Origin of the sequence: Actinopolyspora mortivallis, assembly GCF_003001495.1 — a bacterium.
GTDB classification, from domain to species: domain Bacteria; phylum Actinomycetota; class Actinomycetes; order Mycobacteriales; family Pseudonocardiaceae; genus Actinopolyspora; species Actinopolyspora mortivallis_A.
This window is the reverse complement of record NZ_PVSR01000002.1, coordinates 112,806-132,600: the sequence shown is the minus strand read 5'-3', so window position 1 is coordinate 132,600 and position 19,795 is coordinate 112,806. Positions and strand designations below refer to the sequence as shown.

Genomic DNA, 19,795 nt, shown 5'->3' with positions numbered 1-19,795 from the left:
GATTCCCCACGAGCCTAGCCGCTGCCACCGGAGGTCCTGCGGTGCAGGCGTGGCCCCCGGTCGCGGAACGGTTCGCCGAGCGTTCACTGCCCGGCCGTGCTCGCCGTCTCCTCGGAGCGTTGCTCTCCGGCACCACCGCGGCGCCTGCGGGTCCTCCTGCGCCGTGTGGAGGCTCCGCCCTGGTCGTGCTGGCCGGAACCGGTGGTCGAGGGGGAGTGCTGGGTCTGCTCGACCGGCTTCCCGCCCCGGGTGCGCCGGCGTTTCCTGCGTCCGTTCGGCCTGCTGCCCGCGTCCTCGGTGTGGGAGGAGCGTCCACTCGGGCCGTCCCCACGGGAGTTCTTCTTGCGGGGCCGGTGCCGGCGTTCGCGCGAGGAGTCCGCGCCCTCCTCCCGCTCGCTTTCCAGGCCCGTGCGCTTGCGCCGGGACAGCGGCAGCCTGCCCCCGGCGTCGGCGGGGATGTCGAGGTCGCTGAACAGGTGCGCCGAGGTCGAGTAGGTTTCGACGGGCTCGTCCAGACCGAGGGAGAGTTCCTTGCTGATCACCTTCCAGCGGGTTTCCTCGTCCCAGTCGACCAGGGTGACCGCCACGCCGGTCCGCCCCGCCCGTCCGGTGCGCCCGATGCGGTGCACGTAGGTCTTCTCGTCCTCGGGGCACTGGAGGTTGATCACGTGGGTGACTCCTTCGACGTCGATGCCGCGTGCGGCGACGTCGGTGGCCACCAGTACGTCGATCTTGCCGGTGCGGAAGGCCCGCAGGGCCCGTTCGCGGGCGCTCTGGCCCAGGTCTCCGTGCACGGCTCCGGCGGCGAAGCCCCGCTCGGTCAGCTCGTCGGCGAGTTTCTGCGCCGAGCGTTTGGTGCGGCTGAAGATCATGGTCAGCCCGCGCCCGTTCGCCTGCAGCACACGGGCCAGCAGCTCGGGCTTGTCCATGGCGTGGGCCCGGTAGACGAACTGGTGGGTGCGTTCGTGCACCGCGCTCTCGTCGGCCTGCTCGGCGCGGATCTGCGTCGGATGGTTCAGGAAGTCCCGGGCGAGTTTGACGATCGCGTCCGGCATCGTCGCCGAGAACAGCATGGTCTGGCGCTGTTCGGGGACCATGCCGAGGATGCGCTCGATGTCCGGGAGGAACCCGAGGTCGAGCATCTCGTCGGCCTCGTCGAGCACCAGGGTGCTGAGTTTGCCGAGCACCAGGTGCCGCTGGTCGGCGAGGTCGAGCAGCCTGCCCGGAGTGCCGATCACCACGTCCACCCCGGCGCGCAGTCCCTCGATCTGGGGTTCGTACGGGCGTCCGCCGTAGACGGAGAGGATGCGCACCCCGAGGTACCGGGCCGCGTTCTCCAGGTCCTTGGTCACCTGTAGGCACAGTTCCCTGGTCGGCACCACGACCAGGGCCTGCGGGGTTCCGTCGCCGGGAAGGTTCATCCGCTGCAACAGCGGCACCCCGAACCCGAGGGTCTTGCCCATGCCGGTGCGTGCCTGCCCGATCAGGTCGAGACCCCGCAGCGCCAGCGGCAGGGTCATCTCCTGGATGGTGAAAGTGTGTTCGATCCCGGATTCCCGCAGGGCGCGGACGATCTCCTCGGAGGCTCCGAGCTCGGCGAAGGTGGGGGAGGAGCCGCCCTCCGCCGGGGACGCGCCGGTGGCGGTGTCCTGTCGCTGCCGGGTGCTCTGGTCGGTCTCCTCGACGCCGGTGTGGTCGGGACCGTGGTTGTCGTTGTTCGTCAGAATCATCGCCTCTTTTCTGATCGCGCGCACGACGTCGTGCTCGGGGCGGGGCCCGTGGCCGCGCGGCGATGTCGGTTTGTGCTCGCGTGCCGAAAGCGGGATCGGCGCGACGCGCGGCAGCGATCGGCCGAGTCCGCGTTCCACCGTCCTGCGGTGGCGCTCGATTCCGCTGTGCCGCGTCCGCTGCGACGAAGTCCGTTCGGTCGCGGCGTACTTCTCCGGGGAAGGGCGCCTCGTACCGCTCGTCCCCGTGAGACGGCGCTCGCTGTGGGAAGGTCCGAGGTGGCGACCGTTTCCCGTGCGTGGGCAACGACCGCGGGCGGCTTCCCCAACCGGGGAGGGAGGGTCCCGTCTCGTTTCGCCGGATGCTCCGGCCCGTTCCCCTTCCCCGGACCGTGGGTCCGGTGTGACCGGGAGGCCGAGCGCATCCGCCACGGGCACGTTAACTCCCGCCCGGTGGGCCTCGCACGCGAAACACCGCTCGCCGGGGACCGGTTCCCTCCGTCGGGGGAACGGCGCAGCGGGTACTTCTCCGACGCCAACAAACCTCCCTTGCGGGCAGCCTACCCGTGACCTCTCCGGTTGTGGGGTCCGGATGGCGAACACCACCCGGAGAAGGAGGGCCGAAGGCGTGGAGCTCGTGGTGCCGCTGCTCCGCCCGGTGGGCGGCCAGCGGCACGGAACGGCGTTCCCGGCGGTGGCTAGCGGTAGGCTCGCGGCATGACCGAGGCTGACCAGAGTGCCGCTGCTTCCGGAGTGCGGGACACCGCCGAGTCGGGCGAAGCACCTTCCTACCCCGGTTACGAGGACGGGGTCACGGACCTGCTCGCCGCGCTGGCCTACGGGGAGCTCTCCGCGTTCGACCGTCTGGCCGAGGACGCGCGCGCGGCGCCCACCCTCACCGGCAGGGCGGCTTTGGCGAGCATGGCCGCCGCCGAGATGGGGCATTTCCGGCTGTTGCAGGACAAGCTCTCCGAGCGCGGGGTCGCGGTGGAGGAGGCGATGCGGCCCTTCGTGACCCCCTTCGACACCTTCAACGCGGCGACCGCTCCGCACTCCTGGCTGGAGTCGTTGGTCAAGGCCTATGTGGGCGACGGTCTGGCGGCCGACTTCTACCGGGAGGTCGCCAACTGGTTGGATCCGGAAACCCGGGATCTCGTGCTCACCGTGCTCTCCGACACCGGGCACTCCGCCTTCGCCGAGCGCGAGGTCTCCGCCGCCTGTGCCGAGGACGAGTCGCTGCGCGACCGGCTGACCCTGTGGGGACGCAGGCTGCTGGGGGAGGCGGTCACCCAGGCCCAGTGGGTGGTGGCCGAACGCGACGCCCTGTCCGAGCTGATCATCCGTGGCTCCGGGGACCTGGCCGGGATCGGGGCCCTGATGCGCAAACTCCAGAACAACCAGAACAAGCGGATGGCGCGGTTGGGACTCGGATGAGCCCGTGGCGCCCTCGGAGGGCGTTCGTGCGCGGGCCGCGCTTCGGCCGTGCAGGCCCGGAACCCGGCGGGAGGATAGCCTGTAGCGCGGAGGCTTCACCCGGCGATATTCACGGAGGTAAGCGGTGGAGGTCAAGATAGGTGTCGCGGAGGGCAACCGCGAGCTCACGCTGAGCAGTTCCCAGAGTCAGGACGAGGTCGAGAAGCTGGTCGCGGACGCGCTGGCCGGGACCACCGGTCAGCTGCGGATCGACGACGAGAAGGGCAGGCGCTACATCGTGCCCGCCGGCAAGGTGGCCTACGTCGAGATCGGCGCTCCCGAGGTCCACCGCGTCGGGTTCGGGGTCGGCTGACCCGGGTGTCGTCCGCTCGGGCCCGGCGCGGGGACTGCCCGGACGGCGGGTCCGAAACGGCTCCCACGAGGTGGGGCCGCCGAAGGCCCCACCCACCACGGGGTTTCCTCGGCGGCTCCGGCCGAGGACGGCGGGCCGCCGCTGCCCTCAGGGGCTCTCGGGGGCGGCCGGCTCGGCGTCCAGGGGGAACGGCGGTCTTCCCAACCCGGTGACGCGGTACCTGTGCCACGGATCCGGGTCCGAGAGGGTGGCCACCGCATCCCCGTGAGGGGTGCGGAGCACGACCTCGGCCCTGCCTCCCGTCGTCAGTTCCTCCAGTTCCGGACTCGGTTCTACCCGCCCGTACCAGTGGAACCTTCCGTCTATGGGTTGGAAGTTCCCGCGCAGCACCACACCCACGTGCGCCTGGTGTTCGGCGGTGAAAACCACGGCCGGACCGTGGTAGTCGTGCTCCTCGTGCTCGTGCTCGTGCTCGGTGTTCGTGGTTCGTTCGTGCACGGTCTCGCCTCCCGATCTCCCGGACGGTGCTCGGTGTCGTGTGCCGGCTCGCGGGTCGTTCTCGAAGTTTGTGGGTACGGATCCGGTCGCGGGTCCCCGCGGTGCGGTTGCCCGGGGTGCCGCGCCCCGTGCGAAACCAGGGGCCCGGCACGGTGCCTCGGCGGCGTTCCCGACCGCGTCCTCAGCGGGGGCCTTCACCCTCGACGAGTTCGAGGTCGGGCGGGAACTCCAGTGGTTCGTCCGGGTCGAGCACGACCCCTCCGGAACGCAGGACCCCGTCGATGGCGAACCAGATGATCTTCGTCAGGTAGTCGGTGAGGTCGTCCCTGCTCATGGAGTGGCGCTCCAGCCACCAGTCGCCGCTGGCCTGGACCATGCCCACCAGCCCGTGACTCCAGGCCTCGACTCCGCCGGAGTCCAGGTCGAGGCTGCGCAGGTATTCGCCGAGCAGCCGGGACAACGAGTTGGCGATGATCGTCTTCTCCGTGCTGACCGGGTCGGTGTGCACGGGGCGGTCGGCGAAGTTGCGTCGCACCACGAAGCGGTACAGCTCCGGGTACTCCTCGATCACGCTCAGGTAGGTGCTCACGATCCGCCGGATCCGCTCGCGTGCGCTGCCGCCCTCCTCCAGAGCGGGTTTGATCCGCTCCATCAGCAGCTTGGTGCCCCATTCGCCCACCGCGAGGTAGAGGTCGCTCTTGTCGCTGAAGTGGCGGTAGAGCACCGGCTTGCTCACGCCGGCTTCGGCCGCGATGTCGTCCATGCCGACCTCGGCGCCGTAGGTGCCGATCGCGCGGACGGCCGCTTCGACGAACTCGGCCCTGCGTGCCTGCCGGTGGCCGCGCCAGCGTTCCCGTCGGGCGTCGGCGTTCTCCTGGTTGCGTATGGCCTTGACAGGTCGGGAGATGTGGCTCACGCTACTCAAGGTAGCTGTTACTTCTGGTAACACGCAACGCTCGGCACGGGTCCCCGGGAGGGTGATCACTGATCATGACTAGGACGGTCCAGGTCAATGACCGGGAGAAAACCGCTTCACGTCTGTTGAGGTCCTCGGCCAAGAACAGTTACGACCCCGAGGTCGACATCGACTGGCAGGCGCCGCTGGCCGAGGGCAAACCCTATCTGCCGCTGCACCGCAGCACCCTCTACGGCACTCCGCTGTGGGAGCGGCTCACCGAGGAGCAGCGCATCGAGCTGACCAAGCACGAGTTCGCCAGCATCGCCTCGAACGGTCTCTGGTTCGAGGTGCTGCTCATGCAGATGCTGCTCAAGGACTTCTACCACCGGGACCCGCGTACCCAGCACGCCCAGTACGCGCTGACCGAGGTCGCCGACGAGTGCAGGCACTCGACCATGTTCGCCAAGGCCTGCGACCGGATCGGAGCCCCCGCCTACGGGCCGTTCCGGATCCTGCACGAGGGCGGCCGGATCCTGCCCGCCACGCTGAAGGGCCCCTCGGCCTACGCCTCCATCCTCGTGGCGGAGGAGATCCTCGACCGGATACAGCGTGACCAGATGTTCGACGAACAGGTCCAGCCGCTGGTGCGCATGGTCAACCGCATCCACGTCATGGAGGAGGCCCGGCACGTCACCTTCGCCCGGGAGGAGGTGGTCCGCGGGATGCGGGAGTGCAACGCCGCGCAACGCGCCTACCACCAGTTCATGACCTCGCTGGTCGGGTACTGCATCGTCAAGGCGCTGATCAACCCGGACGTCTACAAGGCGGTGGGGCTGCGGCCCGCCACGGCCTACCGGACGGCCATGGAGAACCCCCACTGGTGGGAGACCATCCGATGGAGCGGTGAGAAGATCATGGCCTTCCTGGACGAAGTCGGACTGGTCGGCAAACCGGGGATGCCGTTGTGGCGGAAGGCGGGACTGATCCGATGAAGCTCGGACGACGGGAGGAAACCCTGTACACACTGACCACATCGGATGGTGTCGGACTCGCGGTGGAGGAGAGCGGATCGCCGGACGCCGCCGTGACGGTGGTCCTGATCCACGGCTGGACACTGACCAGGCACACGTGGGACCGGGTGGCCGAACGGCTGCCCGGCTCGGTCGACGGACCGGTGCGGATCGTGCGCTTCGACCACCGCGGGCACGGCGACTCGGACGCCGCCCCCAGCGGCACGGCGGAGATCGCGCGGTGCGCCGACGACCTGGCCGAGCTGATCACCGAACACGTGCCCACGGGGCCGATCGTGCTCGCCGGACACTCCATGGGCGGAATGACGATCATGGCCCTGGCCGAGCGCCACCCCCGACTGATGGCCGAGCGGGTGCACGGGGTGGCCCTGGTGGCGACCTCCAGCGGTGATCTCGTGGCCCCGGACCTCGGCCTGCCGAAGCCGGTCGCCTCCGTGTTCAACGCGGGCGAGCGCGCGCTGCGCTCGGCGTTGGCCCGTTCCACACGACGCAGGGTTGGCTCCCGCTCCGCCTGGATGCGTCCGGGACTGCGCTGGCTGTTGTTCGGCAGCGGTGCGGACAGGGCCGATGTGGCCGCCAGCGCCGAATGGGTGGCCCGCTGCCACCCGGCCAGTTTCGCCGGGTTCCGCGAGTCGCTGGCCGCCCACGAGCGCGCGCACGTGCTGGCGGAGTTCCCCCGGGTTCCCACTGTCGTGCTGGCCGGGCTGAGCGACCGACTGTGTCCCTTCCCCCACGCGCGGGTGATGTCCGAACGACTGCCCCACGCGGATCTCTTCGTCTACGCGGGAGCCGGGCACATGCTGCCGCTGGAGCGGGACGACGAGGTCACCGGCCGGATAGCCGATGTCACGCGCTCGGTGTTGGAGTCCCCCGTGGGCGGAACCGTCTCCGCCTGATCCCGTGGCGCCGTGGTGTGCTCCCGGTCTTTCGGAGGCTCCCGGGGCGTTCGTCCGGGTGAATCACGTGTCCGGTGCCGTTCGTGAGCCCGGCGAAGGCCGGTCGTTCGGTACCGTGGCCGATAGGCGGCACCGGACGGTTCGCCGGGTCGGCTCCGGTCGGGCGAACCGTCGGGGGAGCGGAACCATCCGGACGAAAGGACCTCCGTGGGACAGCACACCAACGGCATTCATCACCACGGCTATGTCGAGGACACTCCGCTGAACCAGGCCCTTCCCGCGCACGAGCGCCTGACCAAGCTCGACGCGGTGGAGATCCTGCACAGTCCCGACGAGGTGGCCCAGTGGCTGGCGAGCACGCTGCGGGCGGCGATGGGCAGGTCCGAGGAGGAGGTCTCCTTCGACGACGAGTGGGACCAGTGGGTCAAGTTCGCCCAGTCGGGGGAGACGATCACGACGGGACTGTCCCACGGTCCGACCATCAGCGCCGTCGTCGTTCCGGAGGCGGAGTGCCGGTGCACCTCCACCCCGTTGGTTCCGGTCGGGGGCAAGAAGCGCGGCCGCTGAGCCCGTCCCGCTGAGGGGGTTCGTCCCGCTGTCGAGCTGTCGACAGGGACGTCTTCGCTGGTTCACGAGGGGGAACCACCGAAAAGCACCCCGGTCGGGATGCTTTTCGGTCCGGAGACGGCGCCCACCGGCACCCGGATCGGATCCCGCCTCTCCCCGGGTTCCCCTCGTTGTGCGCGTGCTTCCGGCCCCTCAGCCGTGCTGGAGCGGGAAACCGGACAGTCCCTTCCACGCCAGGGTGGACATGAGGTGCACGGCCTCCTCCCGGGATATGGAGTTCTGCGTGTCCAACCAGTCCCGGGCGGTCACCTGGCTCAGCCCGACGAGCCCCACGGCGAGCAGCCGGGCCCGTTCGTGGTCCAGTCCCGCGTCGGCCGTGACCGCCTCGGCCACGGCGTCGATACAGCCGGAGGAAGCACGTTCCACGGCCTGTTCGACGGCTGGTTCCCCCCGCAGGTCCGACTCGAACACCAGTCGGAACGCCTGGTCCTCCCGGTCCACGAACTCGTAGAGCGCCCCCACGGCCGCCCGCACGCGCTGTTTGTTGTCGGGGTTGGACTCGATGGCCTCGCGCACCCGGTTGACCAGTTCGGTGCCGTGGGTCTCCAACAGAGCGAGGTACAGCTCCAGTTTTCCCGGAAAATGCTGGTAGAGCACGGGTTTGCTCACACCCGCCCGTTCGGCGATGTCGTCCATCGCCGCGGCGTGGTATCCGTTGGTCACGAACACTTCCTGAGCCGCGGAGAGCAGTTGCGCCCTTCGTTCGTCGCGCGGAAGCCGTACTCCGCGGTTGGGCTGGTCCGTGCTCTGCTGCGCGGTCTCGGTCATCTCAAAGCCTCCACCGAAAGATGCTGGTCCCGGTCTGTTGCGGGCCGGGCTACCCAACTTTACTTCCGGGTAAAGCTTGTGCGCTGTTCACCTGTTCACCCGGGCGGCGGTCTGTCCGCCGAGCGGGAGCGTCCGGAGGGCGAGGGGCGGGGCCGTCCGCGCCTTCCGACTACGTAGCGTGCCCGTCTTCGTCGATCACATCGCGTACTGTGGCAGGCTGGGAGAGAATGGGGCGTTCGGTTCGGGCGGAGCGGGCCCGGCCGGTGTGACGAGTCGACAGGACACTTCGAGGTGAACCGCGTGAGATCCGGGGACGGTGGCCGCCACCGGGGTGACGAGCCGCTGGCGGCCTCCTGGCACCCCCGTTCCGAGCGGGAGGACCGCGCGGGACGCGGCACCGGTGGCAGGCGCCGTGCCAGGAGGGTGCGGCGCTACGGGTGGGGGATCTACGCCATCCCCGCGCTGTTGGTGCTCACCGTGTTCGCCGTCGTGGGGGTGCCGAGGGACGCTCCCGGCGCGCGGAGCGGTTCGGTCGACGGCGCCGGGCAGACCTCCCGGAACGACACCGCCCCCGTGGTCACGGAGGGACCGAAGGGCGGCGAGTACGACTCCGAGCTGAAACCGCCCGAACTGCCCCCCGGAGCGCCGATCCCCCGCTCGGGATCGGGCACCTTCGAGGTGCTGCCCGGGGGGACCGAGCCGGTGGGCTCGGGGCGGCTGTACGACTACACCGTCGAGGTGGAGAGCGGCGTGCGCCTGCTGGAGGGCAACGACTCCTTCGCCAGGCTGGCCGAGCAGACCCTCAGCGACCCGCGCAGCTGGACCAACCCCGAGGCCGGGGGGATATCCCTGCGCAGGGTCGGGGCCAACGGTCCCGCCCCCGACTTCCGCGTCACCCTGGTCAGTCAGAACACCGCGCGCGAGGTGTGCGGTTACAGTGAGGGACTGCCCTACGACTCCTCCTGCCGGATCGAGGAACGCGTCTACATCAGCGCCGCCCGCTGGGTGCGGGGGGCCACCTCCTTCGACGGGGACATCGGCACCTACCGGCGCTATGTCGTCAATCACGAGGTCGGCCACTTTTTCGGCAACAAGCACGTGGGCTGCCCGGAACAGGGGCAACTCGCCCCGGTGATGATGCAGCAGACCTTCAGCCTGTCCAACGACGTGCTGCACCGGCTGAACGAGCGGGTTCCCCAGGGCACGGACATCCCGGCGAACGGGCTCGTGTGCAAACCCAACGCCTGGCCCTTCCCGCTGGGGGAGGCGGGGAAGTGACCCCTCGGGGCTGTCCCACCCCGTGGGAGTGTCTTGGGAGGTGGAAGACCATCGGCCAGGCTTGCGTTACACGATGCGATGGCGCGCGGTGGGCAGGCTGGGTGGCCCTACCGGCCGGCAAGCCGTGGCCGCCGAACGTCAACCGCACATCCAGGTAACGCAGGAGGAGCTGGGAGATGACCGGCAACACGTCCCCCCAGGGAGCGGCCGGTAACGGCACGGCGCTCCCGCCGCTGGTGGAGCCCGCCGCGGAACTGACCAAGGACGAGGTCGCGCGCTACAGCAGGCACCTGATCATCCCGGACGTCGGGATGGAGGGGCAGAAACGTCTGAAGAACGCCAGGGTGCTGGTCATCGGAGCGGGCGGGCTGGGCAGCCCGGCGCTGCTCTACCTGGCCGCCGCCGGTGTGGGCACGCTCGGCATCGTCGAGTTCGACGAGGTCGACGAGTCCAACCTGCACCGCCAGATCATCCACGGGCAGTCCGACCTCGGACGTTCCAAGGCCGAGTCCGCCCGCGACTCGATCGCCGAGGTCAACCCGTTCGTGCGGGTCAACCTGCACCAGACGCACCTGACCTCGGACAACGCGCTCGACATCTTCGCCGACTACGACCTGATCCTGGACGGCACGGACAACTTCGCGACGCGCTATCTGGTCAACGACGCCGCCGTGCTGCAGGGTAAGCCCTACGTGTGGGGCTCCATCTTCCGGTTCGAGGGCCAGGCGAGCGTCTTCTGGGACACCTACGGTCCGAACTACCGCGACCTGTACCCCGAGCCCCCGCCGCCGGGAATGGTGCCCTCGTGCGCCGAGGGCGGCGTGCTCGGCGTGCTCTGCGCCTCGATCGGCTCGATCATGGTCAACGAGGCGATCAAGCTCATCACCGGCATCGGTGAGACCCTGCTCGGCAGGTTGATGATCTACGACGCGCTGGAGATGAGCTACCGCACCGTCCGGATCCGCAAGGATCCGAACGCGGACAAGGTCACCGAACTCATCGACTACGAGAGCTTCTGCGGCGTGGTCTCCGACGACGCCCAGCAGGCCGCCGCCGACAGCACCATCACCCCGCAGGAGCTGAAGAGCAAGTTCGACTCGGGCGAGAAGTTCGAACTGATCGACGTCCGGGAGCCGCACGAGTACGACATCGTGCGCATCGAGGGGTCGAAGCTGATCCCCAAGGACCGGATCCTGTCCGGCGAGGCGCTGGCCGAACTGCCCCAGGACCGGCAGATCGTGCTGCACTGCAAGTCGGGAGGCCGTTCGGCCGAGGCGCTCTCGGCGCTGCACAAGGCCGGGTTCTCGGACGCGGTGCACCTCGGGGGCGGTGTGCTCGGCTGGGCGAACCAGGTGGACACGAGCCTGCCGACCTACTGAGCGGAACGGGGTCTCCCGGGCGGTGGGCACCTCCGCGCCGGGAGGCCGTGCCACCGCCGGGTGCACCCGGAACGGTGTCGGCGTGTCGTCTTGATCGCTTGAGTTCGTGTCGTCCCGGAGCGCCTCCGCCGGGATCGTTCGGGTGGCGGGTAGCGTCTGGCGCGTGAGTGCTACGGCCGAGCCACCTCCCACCCACGTGCGTGCCGCGTTCGGTGCCCGTGGGGAGGAGGTCGAACTTCTGGAGGGCGGACTCGCCTGGCGGTGCGGCGGGGACGAGGGTGTGCTGCTCAAGCTGGCGGCGAACACCGCTGAGGCCGCCTGGGTGGCCCGGGTGCTGGACACGCTCGCTCCCGAGGAGATGCGCTTGGCGCGTCCGTTGCGTTCCACCGACGGAAGGTGGGTGGTTTCCGGATGGTCGGCACGGCGGGACCTCGTCGGCCGTCCCGAACCCCGGCACGACGAGGTCGTCGCCATGTCCCTGCGGTTGCACTCCGCCACCGGCGGCTTGGAGAAGCCGCGTTTCCTGGACACCCGCCGGGACATCTACGCCCTCGCCGACCGCGTGGCCTGGGGCGAGGAGGACGTGGTGCTTCCCGAGGACAACGGCGGCAGGCTGTTCGACGTGCTGGCCGGTTCGCGCCGCCCCGTCACCCTGCGTTCCCAGGTGGTGCACGGCGACCTCTTCGGGAACGTGCTGTTCTCCGGAAACGCCCCTCCCGGCCTGATCGACTTCGTCCCGTTCTGGCGACCGGCGGAGTGGGCCGCGGCGGTCGTGGTGATCGACGCGCTGGCGTGGGGAGGATCGGATCCGGCCATTGTGGAGCGGTGGTCGCATCTGGCCGAATGGCCCCAGGTGCTGCTGCGGGCCCTGTTGTTCCGGCTGGCGCTGCACGCGCTGCACCCGCGTGCGGGGGAGAGCTCGCTGGCCGGTCTGGAGCACGCCTCGCAGACCGTGCTTGAACTGTTGTAGTGCGCCCTCCCGCCGGGGGAGACCTCCGGGGCTCTGCCCGCTGCGGGGCTGGCGGCGTCCCCACACGGTCTCGCGGTCACACTCGGGGCGGGTGCACTGCGTCGACCGACGGAGGGTGAACTGTGGGTGACACGGACGAACCGTTACGGGGCTACACGGTCGGGGTGACGGCCGAGCGCAAGGCCGAGGAACTGGCTTCGCTGCTGGAACGGCGGGGAGCCGGCGTGCTGCGCGCGCCCGCGATGCACACGATCCCGCTGCCGGCGGACGGGGAACTGGCCGAGTCCACCGCACGGGTGCTCGCGGCCGAGGTGGACTACGTGGTCGTGACCACCGGCATGGGGTTTCGCGGGTGGATGGAGGCCGCCGACGCCTCCGGTGACGGTGACGCGCTGCGCGCGCGGCTGTCGCGGGCCGCTCTGCTGGCCCGGGGGGCCAAGGCCCGGGGTGCCGTCCGCGGCGCCGGGCTCCGGGAGACCTGGAGTGCCCCCTCGGAGGAGACGCGGGAGGTGCTGGACTACCTGCTCGCCCGGGACCTGCGGGGCAGGCGCGTGGTCGTGCAGGTGCACGGTGAACCGATGCCGTGGTTCCGGCAACGTCTCGCCGAGGCGGGTGCCGAGGTGCTCGCCGTGACGGTCTACCGCTGGACCGACCCGTTGGAACCGGAGAAGCTGGACGGGCTCATCGACGAGGTGATCGCGGGGCGGGTGCACGCCCTGACGTTCACCAGCGCCCCCGCCGCGCGGAACCTGCTGGGGAGGGCCGAGCGCACCGGCCGTCTCGACCGGTTGCGTGCCGCCCTGCACGACGGTGTGCTGCTCGGGTGCGTGGGACCGGTCACGGCCGCGCCGCTGCGCGAGGCGGGACTGTCCTGTGTGCTGCCGGAGCGTGCGCGCAACACCTCGTTGGTGCGGACGCTGGCGGAGCGGTTGCCGTCCGCGTCCTGAGCGTGCTCGGACGCCTCCGGGGTGTCGTTCAGGGTGCCGGGGACCACCGGTGGCGGGCCATGTCCACCCGAGCACCGTCGGCGAGCACGCCCTCGGCCCGGAGTCGTTCCAGCTGGTGGTGACGCAGCTGTTCGGCCACCGTCCCGTCCGAACGCAACACTCTGTGCCAGGGGAGGTCCGCTCCGTCCTCGGCGAGGATCCGTCCGACCAGCCGGGCCGAACGAATCCCGGCGTGCCGGGCCACGTCGCCGTAGCCGAGCACCTTCCCCGGAGGGATCGAGGCCACCACGTCCCGCACTCGTTCCCAGGTCCGTTCGTCCACCGGCGAAGTCTCGCACACCGGGCGTGGCGCGGGCGACACGCCTGTCACCAGGTGTTCGGGGGACACCGGAGGGCATGATTCCATCGGAGGAGTGTCGACCTTCTCCGCCCCGTTCCTCGTACGTCCCGGTGAACGGACCCCGCCACGGCTTCACTGGTCCGAAGCGGAGCGTCGCGTCATCGACGAGGACACCGGCTTCCTGCGGGTGCTCGGAGGGCCCGGGACGGGAAAGACCACCCTGCTGGCCGAGGCGGTGGCAGCGCGGCTGATCGACGGCAGGGCCACGGCCGACGACACGTTGGTGCTGACGGCCAACCGGACGACGGCGGCGTTGATGCGCGGTGCCATCAACAACAGGCTGTCGGCGGGGGAGGCCACGATGAGCACGGGGCGTGCCCCGCTGGTGCGTACCGTGCACTCCTACGCCTTCGGGGTGCTGCGGCTGCGGGCCGTCCGGGAGGGCGAAGCGCCCCCGAGGCTATTGAACGGCCCCGAGCAGGACGCGTTCGTTCGAAGGCTGCTCGACGGGGACCTGGAGGACGGTGCCGAGTACTGGCCGGAGTCGCTGCGCTCCGCGCTGCACACCGACGGCTTCGTGGGCGAGCTGCGGGATCTGCTGATGCGTGCGGCCGAACGGGGGATCGGCCCGGAGGAGCTGAGGGAACTCGGGCGGCGGCACGACCGTCCGGAGTGGGTGGCCGCCGGCACCTTCGGGGTGCAGTACGAGCGGGTCACCCGACTGAGCAGTTCCTTCGGCGGGGCGGCGCCGCTGTTGGACGCGGCCGGACTGGTCTCCACCGCCCTGCGGGCGTTGGACTCCGACCCCGAGCTGCTGCGCGCGGAACGCTCCAGGGTGCGTCATCTGCTGGTCGACGACGCACAGAACCTGGACCCCCAGCAGTACCGGCTCTGCTGTCGGGTGGGTGGGACCGCCGAGGAGTTCCTGCTGTGCGGGGACCCCGACCAGGCCGTCTTCTCGTTCCGCGGGGCCGATCCGCGGTGTCTGACCGAAGCGGACTCCGGAGAGCGGACGGTGGTGCTCGACACCGGACGTCGTATGTCCGGACGGGTGTGGCGTGCGGTGCGCCGGCTGTCCGAACGACTCCCCGGGGGCGGTGAACAGCGCCGGGTCCGGGAAGGCCCTCCGGAGGGGACCGAGCCCGGGGCGGGTGAACCGGACGGTGCCGACGGTGGGCGCGGGAGCGTGCGGGTGCGCCTGCTGGCCTCGCAGGCCCAGCAGGCGAGTTGGATCGCGGACCGGCTGCGCCGGGCGCATCTGCTGCACGGGGTGGCCTGGTCGGACATGGCCGTGATCGTCAAGTCGACGGGGTTGTCCCTGCCCGTGCTGCGCAGGGCGTTGCTCGCCGCCGGGGTGCCGCTGGTGCTGACGGACGAGGAGGTGCCGCTGGCCCGGCGTTCGGCGGTGCGTCCCCTGTTGACGCTGTTGCGCTGCGCGACCCGTCCGGACGAGTTGGACTCGGAGACCGCCGAGTACCTGCTCGGTTCCCAGCTGGGCGGCGCGGATTCGCTCGCGCTGCGCCGCCTGCGTCGTGGTCTCCGGCGGCTGGAGCTGGCCGCGGGGCGGGACCGTCCGAGCGGCGAGGCCCTGGTCGAGGCGTTGTGGGACGTCGACAGGCTCACCGCGCTCGGGGAGGAGACGAGCGCTGCCGCCCTCCGGATCGCCGGGTTGCTGGACACGGCGGCGCGTTCCCACGAGCGGGGCGACAGCGTGGAGCAGGTGCTGTGGCGGGTCTGGAAGTCCAGCGGCCTGGAGTCGGAACTCGCGGAGCGTTCCCGCCGGGGCGGGGTCGGCGGTGCGCGGGCCGACCGGGACCTGGACGCCGTGGTGGCGCTGTTCGACGAGGCCGCGCGGTACGTGGACCTGCTTCCGGGAACGGATCCGGCCTCCTTCGCCCGGTACCTGGAGCAGCAGCACATCTCGGGGGACACGCTGGCTCCGCGCGCCCCCGACGGGGAGGCCGTTTCCGTGCTGACCGCGCACGCGGCAGTGGGACGTGAGTGGGAGGTCGTGGCCGTTCCCGACGTCCAGGAGGGGATCTGGCCCGATCTGCGGTTGCGGGGGTCGCTGCTCGGTGTCGAGCGGCTGGTGGACGTGCTGTCCGGGATGGAGGACCCCGACGTGCTCTCGGCCTCGGCTCCGCTGTTGGCCGAGGAACGACGACTGATGACGGTGGCCGCGAGCAGGGCGCGGAGCACGCTGCTGGTGACGGCGGTGCGCGGGGAGGAGGAGCAGCCGTCCAGGTTCCTGGACGAACTGGACGGTGCCGACGAGTTCCCGGAGCAGTCGCGTCCGCTGTCCCGTCCCGAACGGGGACTCAGCCTGCCCGAACTGGTGGGCGAGCTCAGGCGGGTGGTCACCGCGGCGGACACCTCGCGGCGACGACGTCGCCGCGCCGCCGAACAGCTGGCCAGGCTGGCCGCGGCCGGGGTTCCCGGCGCCCATCCGGACAGCTGGTACGGACTTGCCGAGCCCTCCACGTCGGACCCGCTGGTCTCCGAGGGCGGCGAGGTGCGGGTCAGCCCCTCCACGGTGGAGGTGCTGTCGACCTGTCCACTGCGGTGGATGATCGAGCGCCACGGAGGTCGGGACGCGGCCGAGCTGGCTTCGGTGGCCGGGACCGTCGTGCACGCGCTCGTGCAGGCCGCCGCCGAGGGAGCCGACCGAACCCGCCTGGAGGCGGCCCTGGAGCGGGCGTGGGAGTCCGTGGACGCGGGGGCACCGTGGTACTCGCGCCGGGAGCGGGAGCGGGTGCGCGGGATGCTGGAGTCCTTCCTCCGGTGGCTGCACTCCTCCCGTTCCGAACTCGAACAGGTCGCCGTGGAGCGGGAGCTGGACCTTCGGGTGCCCGCCCGTGAGGGAGGGCCGTGGCTGCGGTTGCGCGGCAGGGTGGACCGTCTGGAGTCCGACGGGGACGGCAGACCCGTGGTGGTGGACGTGAAAACCTCCAAGGAACCGGTGACCAGGGAACAGGCCCGGAACCATCCCCAGCTGGCGGTGTACCAGCTGGCCGCGGCGTTGGGAGCGTTCGGCGAGGGGGACGAGGTCCGTCCGGGCGGTGCCCGGCTGGTCTACGTGGCCAAACCCGAGGCCCGCGGCGGGGCGGCGACCGAGCGGGTGCAGGAGGCTCTCGACGAGGAGTCGGTCCGGGTGTGGCTCGACGTGGTCCACGAGGCCGCGGCCGCCAGCACCGGCCCCGGGTTCCTCGCGGTGGAGAACGCCGACTGCCCGCGTTGCCCGGCCCGCACCAGCTGCCCCGCGCACTCCTCCGGAAGGCAGGTCGGACAGTGATCACACCACAACGCCTCGCCCAGGCGCTCGGACTGCCCGAGCCCACGCGGGAGCAGGCCGAGGTCGTCGGAGCCCCGGCGGAACCGGCGCTGGTGATCGCCGGGGCCGGGGCGGGGAAGACGGAGACGATGGCGGCGCGGGTGGTCTGGCTGGTGGCCAACGGGCTGGTCACCCCGGAGCGGGTGCTCGGGCTGACGTTCACCCGCAAGGCGGCCCGCCAGCTGTCCGACCGGGTGCGCGCCCGGTTGCGGAGGCTGGCCGGTTCGGGGCTGCTGGAGGAGGTGGATCCCTCGGGGACCCTGCGCGCGCGGGTACTCGCCGAGGAGCCCACCGTGCTGACCTATCACGCCTACGCGGGTCGGCTGGTGGCCGAACACGGCCTGCGCGTGCCGGTGGAGCCGGGAGCGCGGCTGCTGCCGGAGACGGCTTCGTGGCAGCTGGCCCACCGTGTCGTGTCGGGGTGGACGGCCGATCTGGACACCGACAAGGTCCCCGCGACGGTGACCGAGCACGTGCTCTCGTTGGCGGGGGAACTGGCCGAGCACCTGGTCGAGCCGGGGTGGGTGCACGAGCACGCCGAACGGGTGGCGACGTTGGTGAAGAACGCCCCTCCGGAGAAGCGCCAGCCCGCCAAACTCCCCCAGCAGTTGCAGAGGGTGGTGGCCGCCCAACGGCTGCGCGCCGCACTGCTTCCCCTGGTCGAGGCCTACACCGCGCGGAAACGTGAGAACGCGGCCATGGACTTCGCCGACCAGATGTCGCTGGCCGCCCGGCTGGCGCGGGAGCACCCCGAGGTGGTCGACGGGGAGCGGTCCCGTTTCGGGGCGGTGCTGTTGGACGAGTACCAGGACACGGGCCATGCCCAGCGTGTGCTGCTGCGGGCGCTGTTCGGCTCCGCCGAGCGGGCTCCGCTGCCGGTGACGGCCGTGGGGGACCCGGCTCAGGCGATCTACGGCTGGCGGGGTGCCAGCGCCGCGAACCTGCCCCGCTTCGCCACGGACTTCCCCCGCGCCGAGGGCGGGCGGGCCGTCGCCGCGCGGCGCTACGGGCTGCTCACCAGTTTCCGCAATCCCTCGGGGGTGCTCGCCCTGGCCAACACCGTCGCGGAGCCGTTGCGGGACGGTGGAGTGGAGGTCGAGCGGCTGCGTGCCCGGCCGGACGCTCCCGAGGCCGACGTGCGCCTCGCCCTGCTGGAGGACGTGCGTGCCGAGCGGACCTGGGTGGCCGAGCGGATGGCCCACCGCTGGCACGCCGTCGTGGAGGCCGAGGGGAGGCCGCCGACGGCGGCCGTGCTGGTGCGGCGGCGTGCGGACATGACTCCCGTGGCGGAGGCGCTGCGCGAGCGGGGACTGCCCGTGGAGGTGGTCGGGCTCGGCGGGCTGCTGGACGAACCGGAGGTCCGGGATCTGGTCAGCGCGTTGCGCGTGCTGGTGGACCCCCTGGCCGGCAGCGCGGCGATGCGGCTGCTCACCGGCTCCCGGTGGCGTCTCGGAGCCGCTGACCTGGCCGCCCTGTCCGCCCGGGCCTCCGAACTCGGAACCACCGGCGGTGACCAGGCCCCGGAGGAGGTGGAGGACGCGTTGTCCGCCTCGCTGCCCGGGGAGCAGTCCGAGCAGGCGGGGCTGGTCGACGCGATCGACGATCCCGGTGACCGGCACCGTTACTCCGAGGAGGGCTACCGCCGGATCCGCAGGCTCGGAGGGGAACTGGCCGCGTTGCGGCGGCGTTTGGACCAGCCGCTGCCCGAGCTGGTGGCCGACGTGGAGCGCACCCTGCTGCTGGACATCGAGAGCATGGCCCGGCCCGACGGGGTGGGCAGGGCCCATCTGGACGCGCTGTCCGAGGTGGTCACGGAGTTCGCCACCACCAGCCCGACGGCCACGCTGTCCGCGCTGCTGGACTACCTGTCCACCGCCGAACACGCCGAGGACGGCCTCGAACCCGGGGAGGTGGAGGTCTCCGAGGACAGGGTGCAGGTGCTCACGGTGCACGCCGCCAAGGGGCTGGAGTGGCGACTGGTGGCGGTCCCTCACCTGGTGACGGGGGTGTTCCCGGGCAGGAGGAAGTCCTCCTGCTGGCTGCGCTCCGCCCCGGAGCTGCCCCCGGACCTGCGCGGGGACGGTCCCGACCTGCCGCGTCTGGATCTCGAGCGGCTGGAGGGAGCCGGTCGCAAGCAGGTGCAGCGGGAGCTGGACGAGCACGACGACGAGTTCGAGCGGCGGCGTCTGGCCGAGGAGCGCCGGCTCTGCTACGTGGCGCTCACCCGTGCCGAACACACCCTGCTGGTTTCCGGCCACCGCTGGGGCGAGAGCGGGAACAGCCCCAAGGCACCCTCCTCCTTCCTGGAGGAGATCGCCGAGGTGCTGCGGCAGCCCGACTTCGTCGGGGTGCTCGAACACTGGGCCCCGGAGCCGGACGAGGGGGCGGAGAATCCGCTGGGCCGGCGGCAGCACAGCGTGCGTTGGCCCGCCGACCCGCTGGGGGAGCGCAGGCCGGCCGTGTCCGAGGGGGCCGAGCTGGTGCGGGCGGCCCTGGAGGAAAGCGGGGAGCTCGTCGACCCCGCGGAGGCCGAGCCCGACGAGGAGCTCGACGAGGAGGTGCGCCGCTGGAGCCGGGACGTGGACGTGCTGCTGGCCGAACGCGACGGAGCCCGGCACGAGGAGCGGGTGCGGCTGCCCGACCAGCTCTCGGTGAGCCAGCTCGTCGACCTGGCCGAGGACCCCGAGCGTTTCGCGCGTGAGCTGCGTCGTCCCATGCCGAGCCCACCCAATCCGGTCGCGCGTCGGGGCACCGCCTTCCACGCGTGGCTGGAGCGGCGGTTCACCTCGGAGGCGTTGTTCGAGTTGGACGAGCTGCCCGGGGCCTCCGACGAGACGGCGACGTGGGACGAGCGGTTCGAACAGCTGCGCGAGGCCTTCCTCGCCGGGGAGTGGGCCGATCGGACGCCGTACCGCACCGAGGTTCCCTTCGAGACCCGGATCGCGGGGGTCGTGGTGCGCGGCAGGATGGACGCGGTCTTCTCCGACGCGGACGGGGGGTGGACGGTGGTCGACTGGAAGACGGGGGCGGTTCCGGACGAGCGGCGCATGTCCGCCACGACGGTGCAGCTGGCCGCCTACCGGCTGGCCTGGTCCGAGATGTCCGGGACGCCCTTGGAGCGGGTGCGGGCCGCGGTGCACTACGTGCGGCACAACCGGACGTTGCACCCCACGGACCCGTTGGACGCCGAGGGGCTGCGCAAGCTGATTCTCTCGGTCCCCTCGGAGGAGTAGGCCCGTGGTCGAGCTCCCCGGAACCGGGCGGGGAGTTGCCGGGCAGGGCCGGGTGTCGTCCCGTCGTGGGCGGGGAGGTAACGCCG

General features: G+C 71.3%; 16 protein-coding genes. 11 read left to right on the top strand and 5 right to left on the bottom strand.

Annotated features, from left to right (window positions below; all coding sequences use genetic code 11):
* Positions 1–83: 83 nt before the first annotated feature.
* A complete protein-coding gene (locus CEP50_RS03055) occupies positions 84–1,730 on the bottom strand; it encodes a DEAD/DEAH box helicase (protein ID WP_106112381.1) in 1,647 nt (548 codons plus the stop codon).
* A 714-nt stretch (positions 1,731–2,444) separates the two neighbouring features.
* Between CEP50_RS03055 and CEP50_RS03050 the strand changes: the two genes are divergently transcribed.
* Positions 2,445–3,161 (top strand): ferritin-like fold-containing protein, encoded by a 717-nt coding sequence (locus CEP50_RS03050; RefSeq protein ID WP_106112380.1) that lies wholly within the window; start codon positions 2,445–2,447, stop codon positions 3,159–3,161.
* Between the two features lie 124 nt (positions 3,162–3,285).
* A complete protein-coding gene (locus CEP50_RS03045) occupies positions 3,286–3,513 on the top strand; it encodes a DUF3107 domain-containing protein (RefSeq protein ID WP_106112379.1) in 228 nt (75 codons plus the stop codon).
* 147 nt (positions 3,514–3,660) lie between these two features.
* Here CEP50_RS03045 and CEP50_RS03040 read toward each other — a convergent pair whose 3' ends face one another.
* On the bottom strand, positions 3,661–4,011 hold the full coding sequence (locus CEP50_RS03040) for a DUF4873 domain-containing protein (protein WP_106112378.1): 351 nt from the start codon (positions 4,009–4,011) through the stop codon (positions 3,661–3,663).
* Positions 4,012–4,192: 181 nt separating this feature from the next.
* Positions 4,193–4,927 (bottom strand): TetR/AcrR family transcriptional regulator, encoded by a 735-nt coding sequence (locus tag CEP50_RS03035; RefSeq protein ID WP_019853261.1) that lies wholly within the window; start codon positions 4,925–4,927, stop codon positions 4,193–4,195.
* A gap of 74 nt (positions 4,928–5,001) precedes the next feature.
* On the opposite strand from CEP50_RS03035, the gene CEP50_RS03030 reads away from it, so the two are divergent.
* From CEP50_RS03030 to CEP50_RS03020, 3 genes are all read left to right on the top strand, one after another.
* On the top strand, positions 5,002–5,901 hold the full coding sequence (locus CEP50_RS03030; RefSeq protein WP_106112377.1) for an AurF N-oxygenase family protein: 900 nt from the start codon (positions 5,002–5,004) through the stop codon (positions 5,899–5,901).
* On the top strand, positions 5,898–6,836 hold the full coding sequence (locus CEP50_RS03025; RefSeq protein WP_106112376.1) for an alpha/beta fold hydrolase: 939 nt from the start codon (positions 5,898–5,900) through the stop codon (positions 6,834–6,836). The genes CEP50_RS03030 and CEP50_RS03025 overlap by 4 nt, the downstream gene beginning before the upstream one ends.
* A gap of 207 nt (positions 6,837–7,043) precedes the next feature.
* Positions 7,044–7,403: a hypothetical protein gene (locus tag CEP50_RS03020; protein WP_019853264.1), complete on the top strand. Its 360-nt coding sequence runs from the start codon at positions 7,044–7,046 to the stop codon at positions 7,401–7,403.
* Positions 7,404–7,595: 192 nt separating this feature from the next.
* Here the strand turns inward: CEP50_RS03020 and CEP50_RS03015 are convergent, their stop codons facing one another.
* Entirely contained in the window at positions 7,596–8,231 is a 636-nt protein-coding gene (locus tag CEP50_RS03015; protein WP_106112375.1) for a TetR/AcrR family transcriptional regulator, read from the bottom strand.
* Positions 8,232–8,531: 300 nt separating this feature from the next.
* Between CEP50_RS03015 and CEP50_RS03010 the strand changes: the two genes are divergently transcribed.
* From CEP50_RS03010 to CEP50_RS02995, 4 genes are all read left to right on the top strand, one after another.
* A complete protein-coding gene (locus tag CEP50_RS03010; protein ID WP_106112374.1) occupies positions 8,532–9,509 on the top strand; it encodes a DUF3152 domain-containing protein in 978 nt (325 codons plus the stop codon).
* Positions 9,510–9,685: 176 nt separating this feature from the next.
* A complete protein-coding gene (gene moeZ, locus CEP50_RS03005; protein ID WP_106112373.1) occupies positions 9,686–10,888 on the top strand; it encodes an adenylyltransferase/sulfurtransferase MoeZ in 1,203 nt (400 codons plus the stop codon).
* 163 nt (positions 10,889–11,051) lie between these two features.
* Positions 11,052–11,858, top strand: a complete 807-nt coding sequence (locus tag CEP50_RS03000) for a TIGR02569 family protein (RefSeq protein ID WP_106112516.1) — start codon at positions 11,052–11,054, stop codon at positions 11,856–11,858.
* A 122-nt stretch (positions 11,859–11,980) separates the two neighbouring features.
* Positions 11,981–12,805 (top strand): uroporphyrinogen-III synthase, encoded by an 825-nt coding sequence (locus CEP50_RS02995; RefSeq protein WP_106112372.1) that lies wholly within the window; start codon positions 11,981–11,983, stop codon positions 12,803–12,805.
* A 28-nt stretch (positions 12,806–12,833) separates the two neighbouring features.
* On the opposite strand, the gene CEP50_RS02990 is transcribed toward CEP50_RS02995, so the two are convergent.
* Positions 12,834–13,127 (bottom strand): MGMT family protein, encoded by a 294-nt coding sequence (locus CEP50_RS02990; RefSeq protein ID WP_106112515.1) that lies wholly within the window; start codon positions 13,125–13,127, stop codon positions 12,834–12,836.
* Between the two features lie 91 nt (positions 13,128–13,218).
* Between CEP50_RS02990 and CEP50_RS02985 the strand changes: the two genes are divergently transcribed.
* Both CEP50_RS02985 and CEP50_RS02980 read left to right on the top strand, forming a co-directional pair.
* Complete coding sequence (locus tag CEP50_RS02985; protein WP_106112371.1) at positions 13,219–16,437, top strand: ATP-dependent helicase; 3,219 nt, start codon at positions 13,219–13,221, stop codon at positions 16,435–16,437.
* Positions 16,434–19,709, top strand: a complete 3,276-nt coding sequence (locus CEP50_RS02980; RefSeq protein WP_106112370.1) for an ATP-dependent helicase — start codon at positions 16,434–16,436, stop codon at positions 19,707–19,709. The genes CEP50_RS02985 and CEP50_RS02980 overlap by 4 nt, the downstream gene beginning before the upstream one ends.
* The last annotated feature ends 86 nt before the right edge of the window (positions 19,710–19,795 follow it).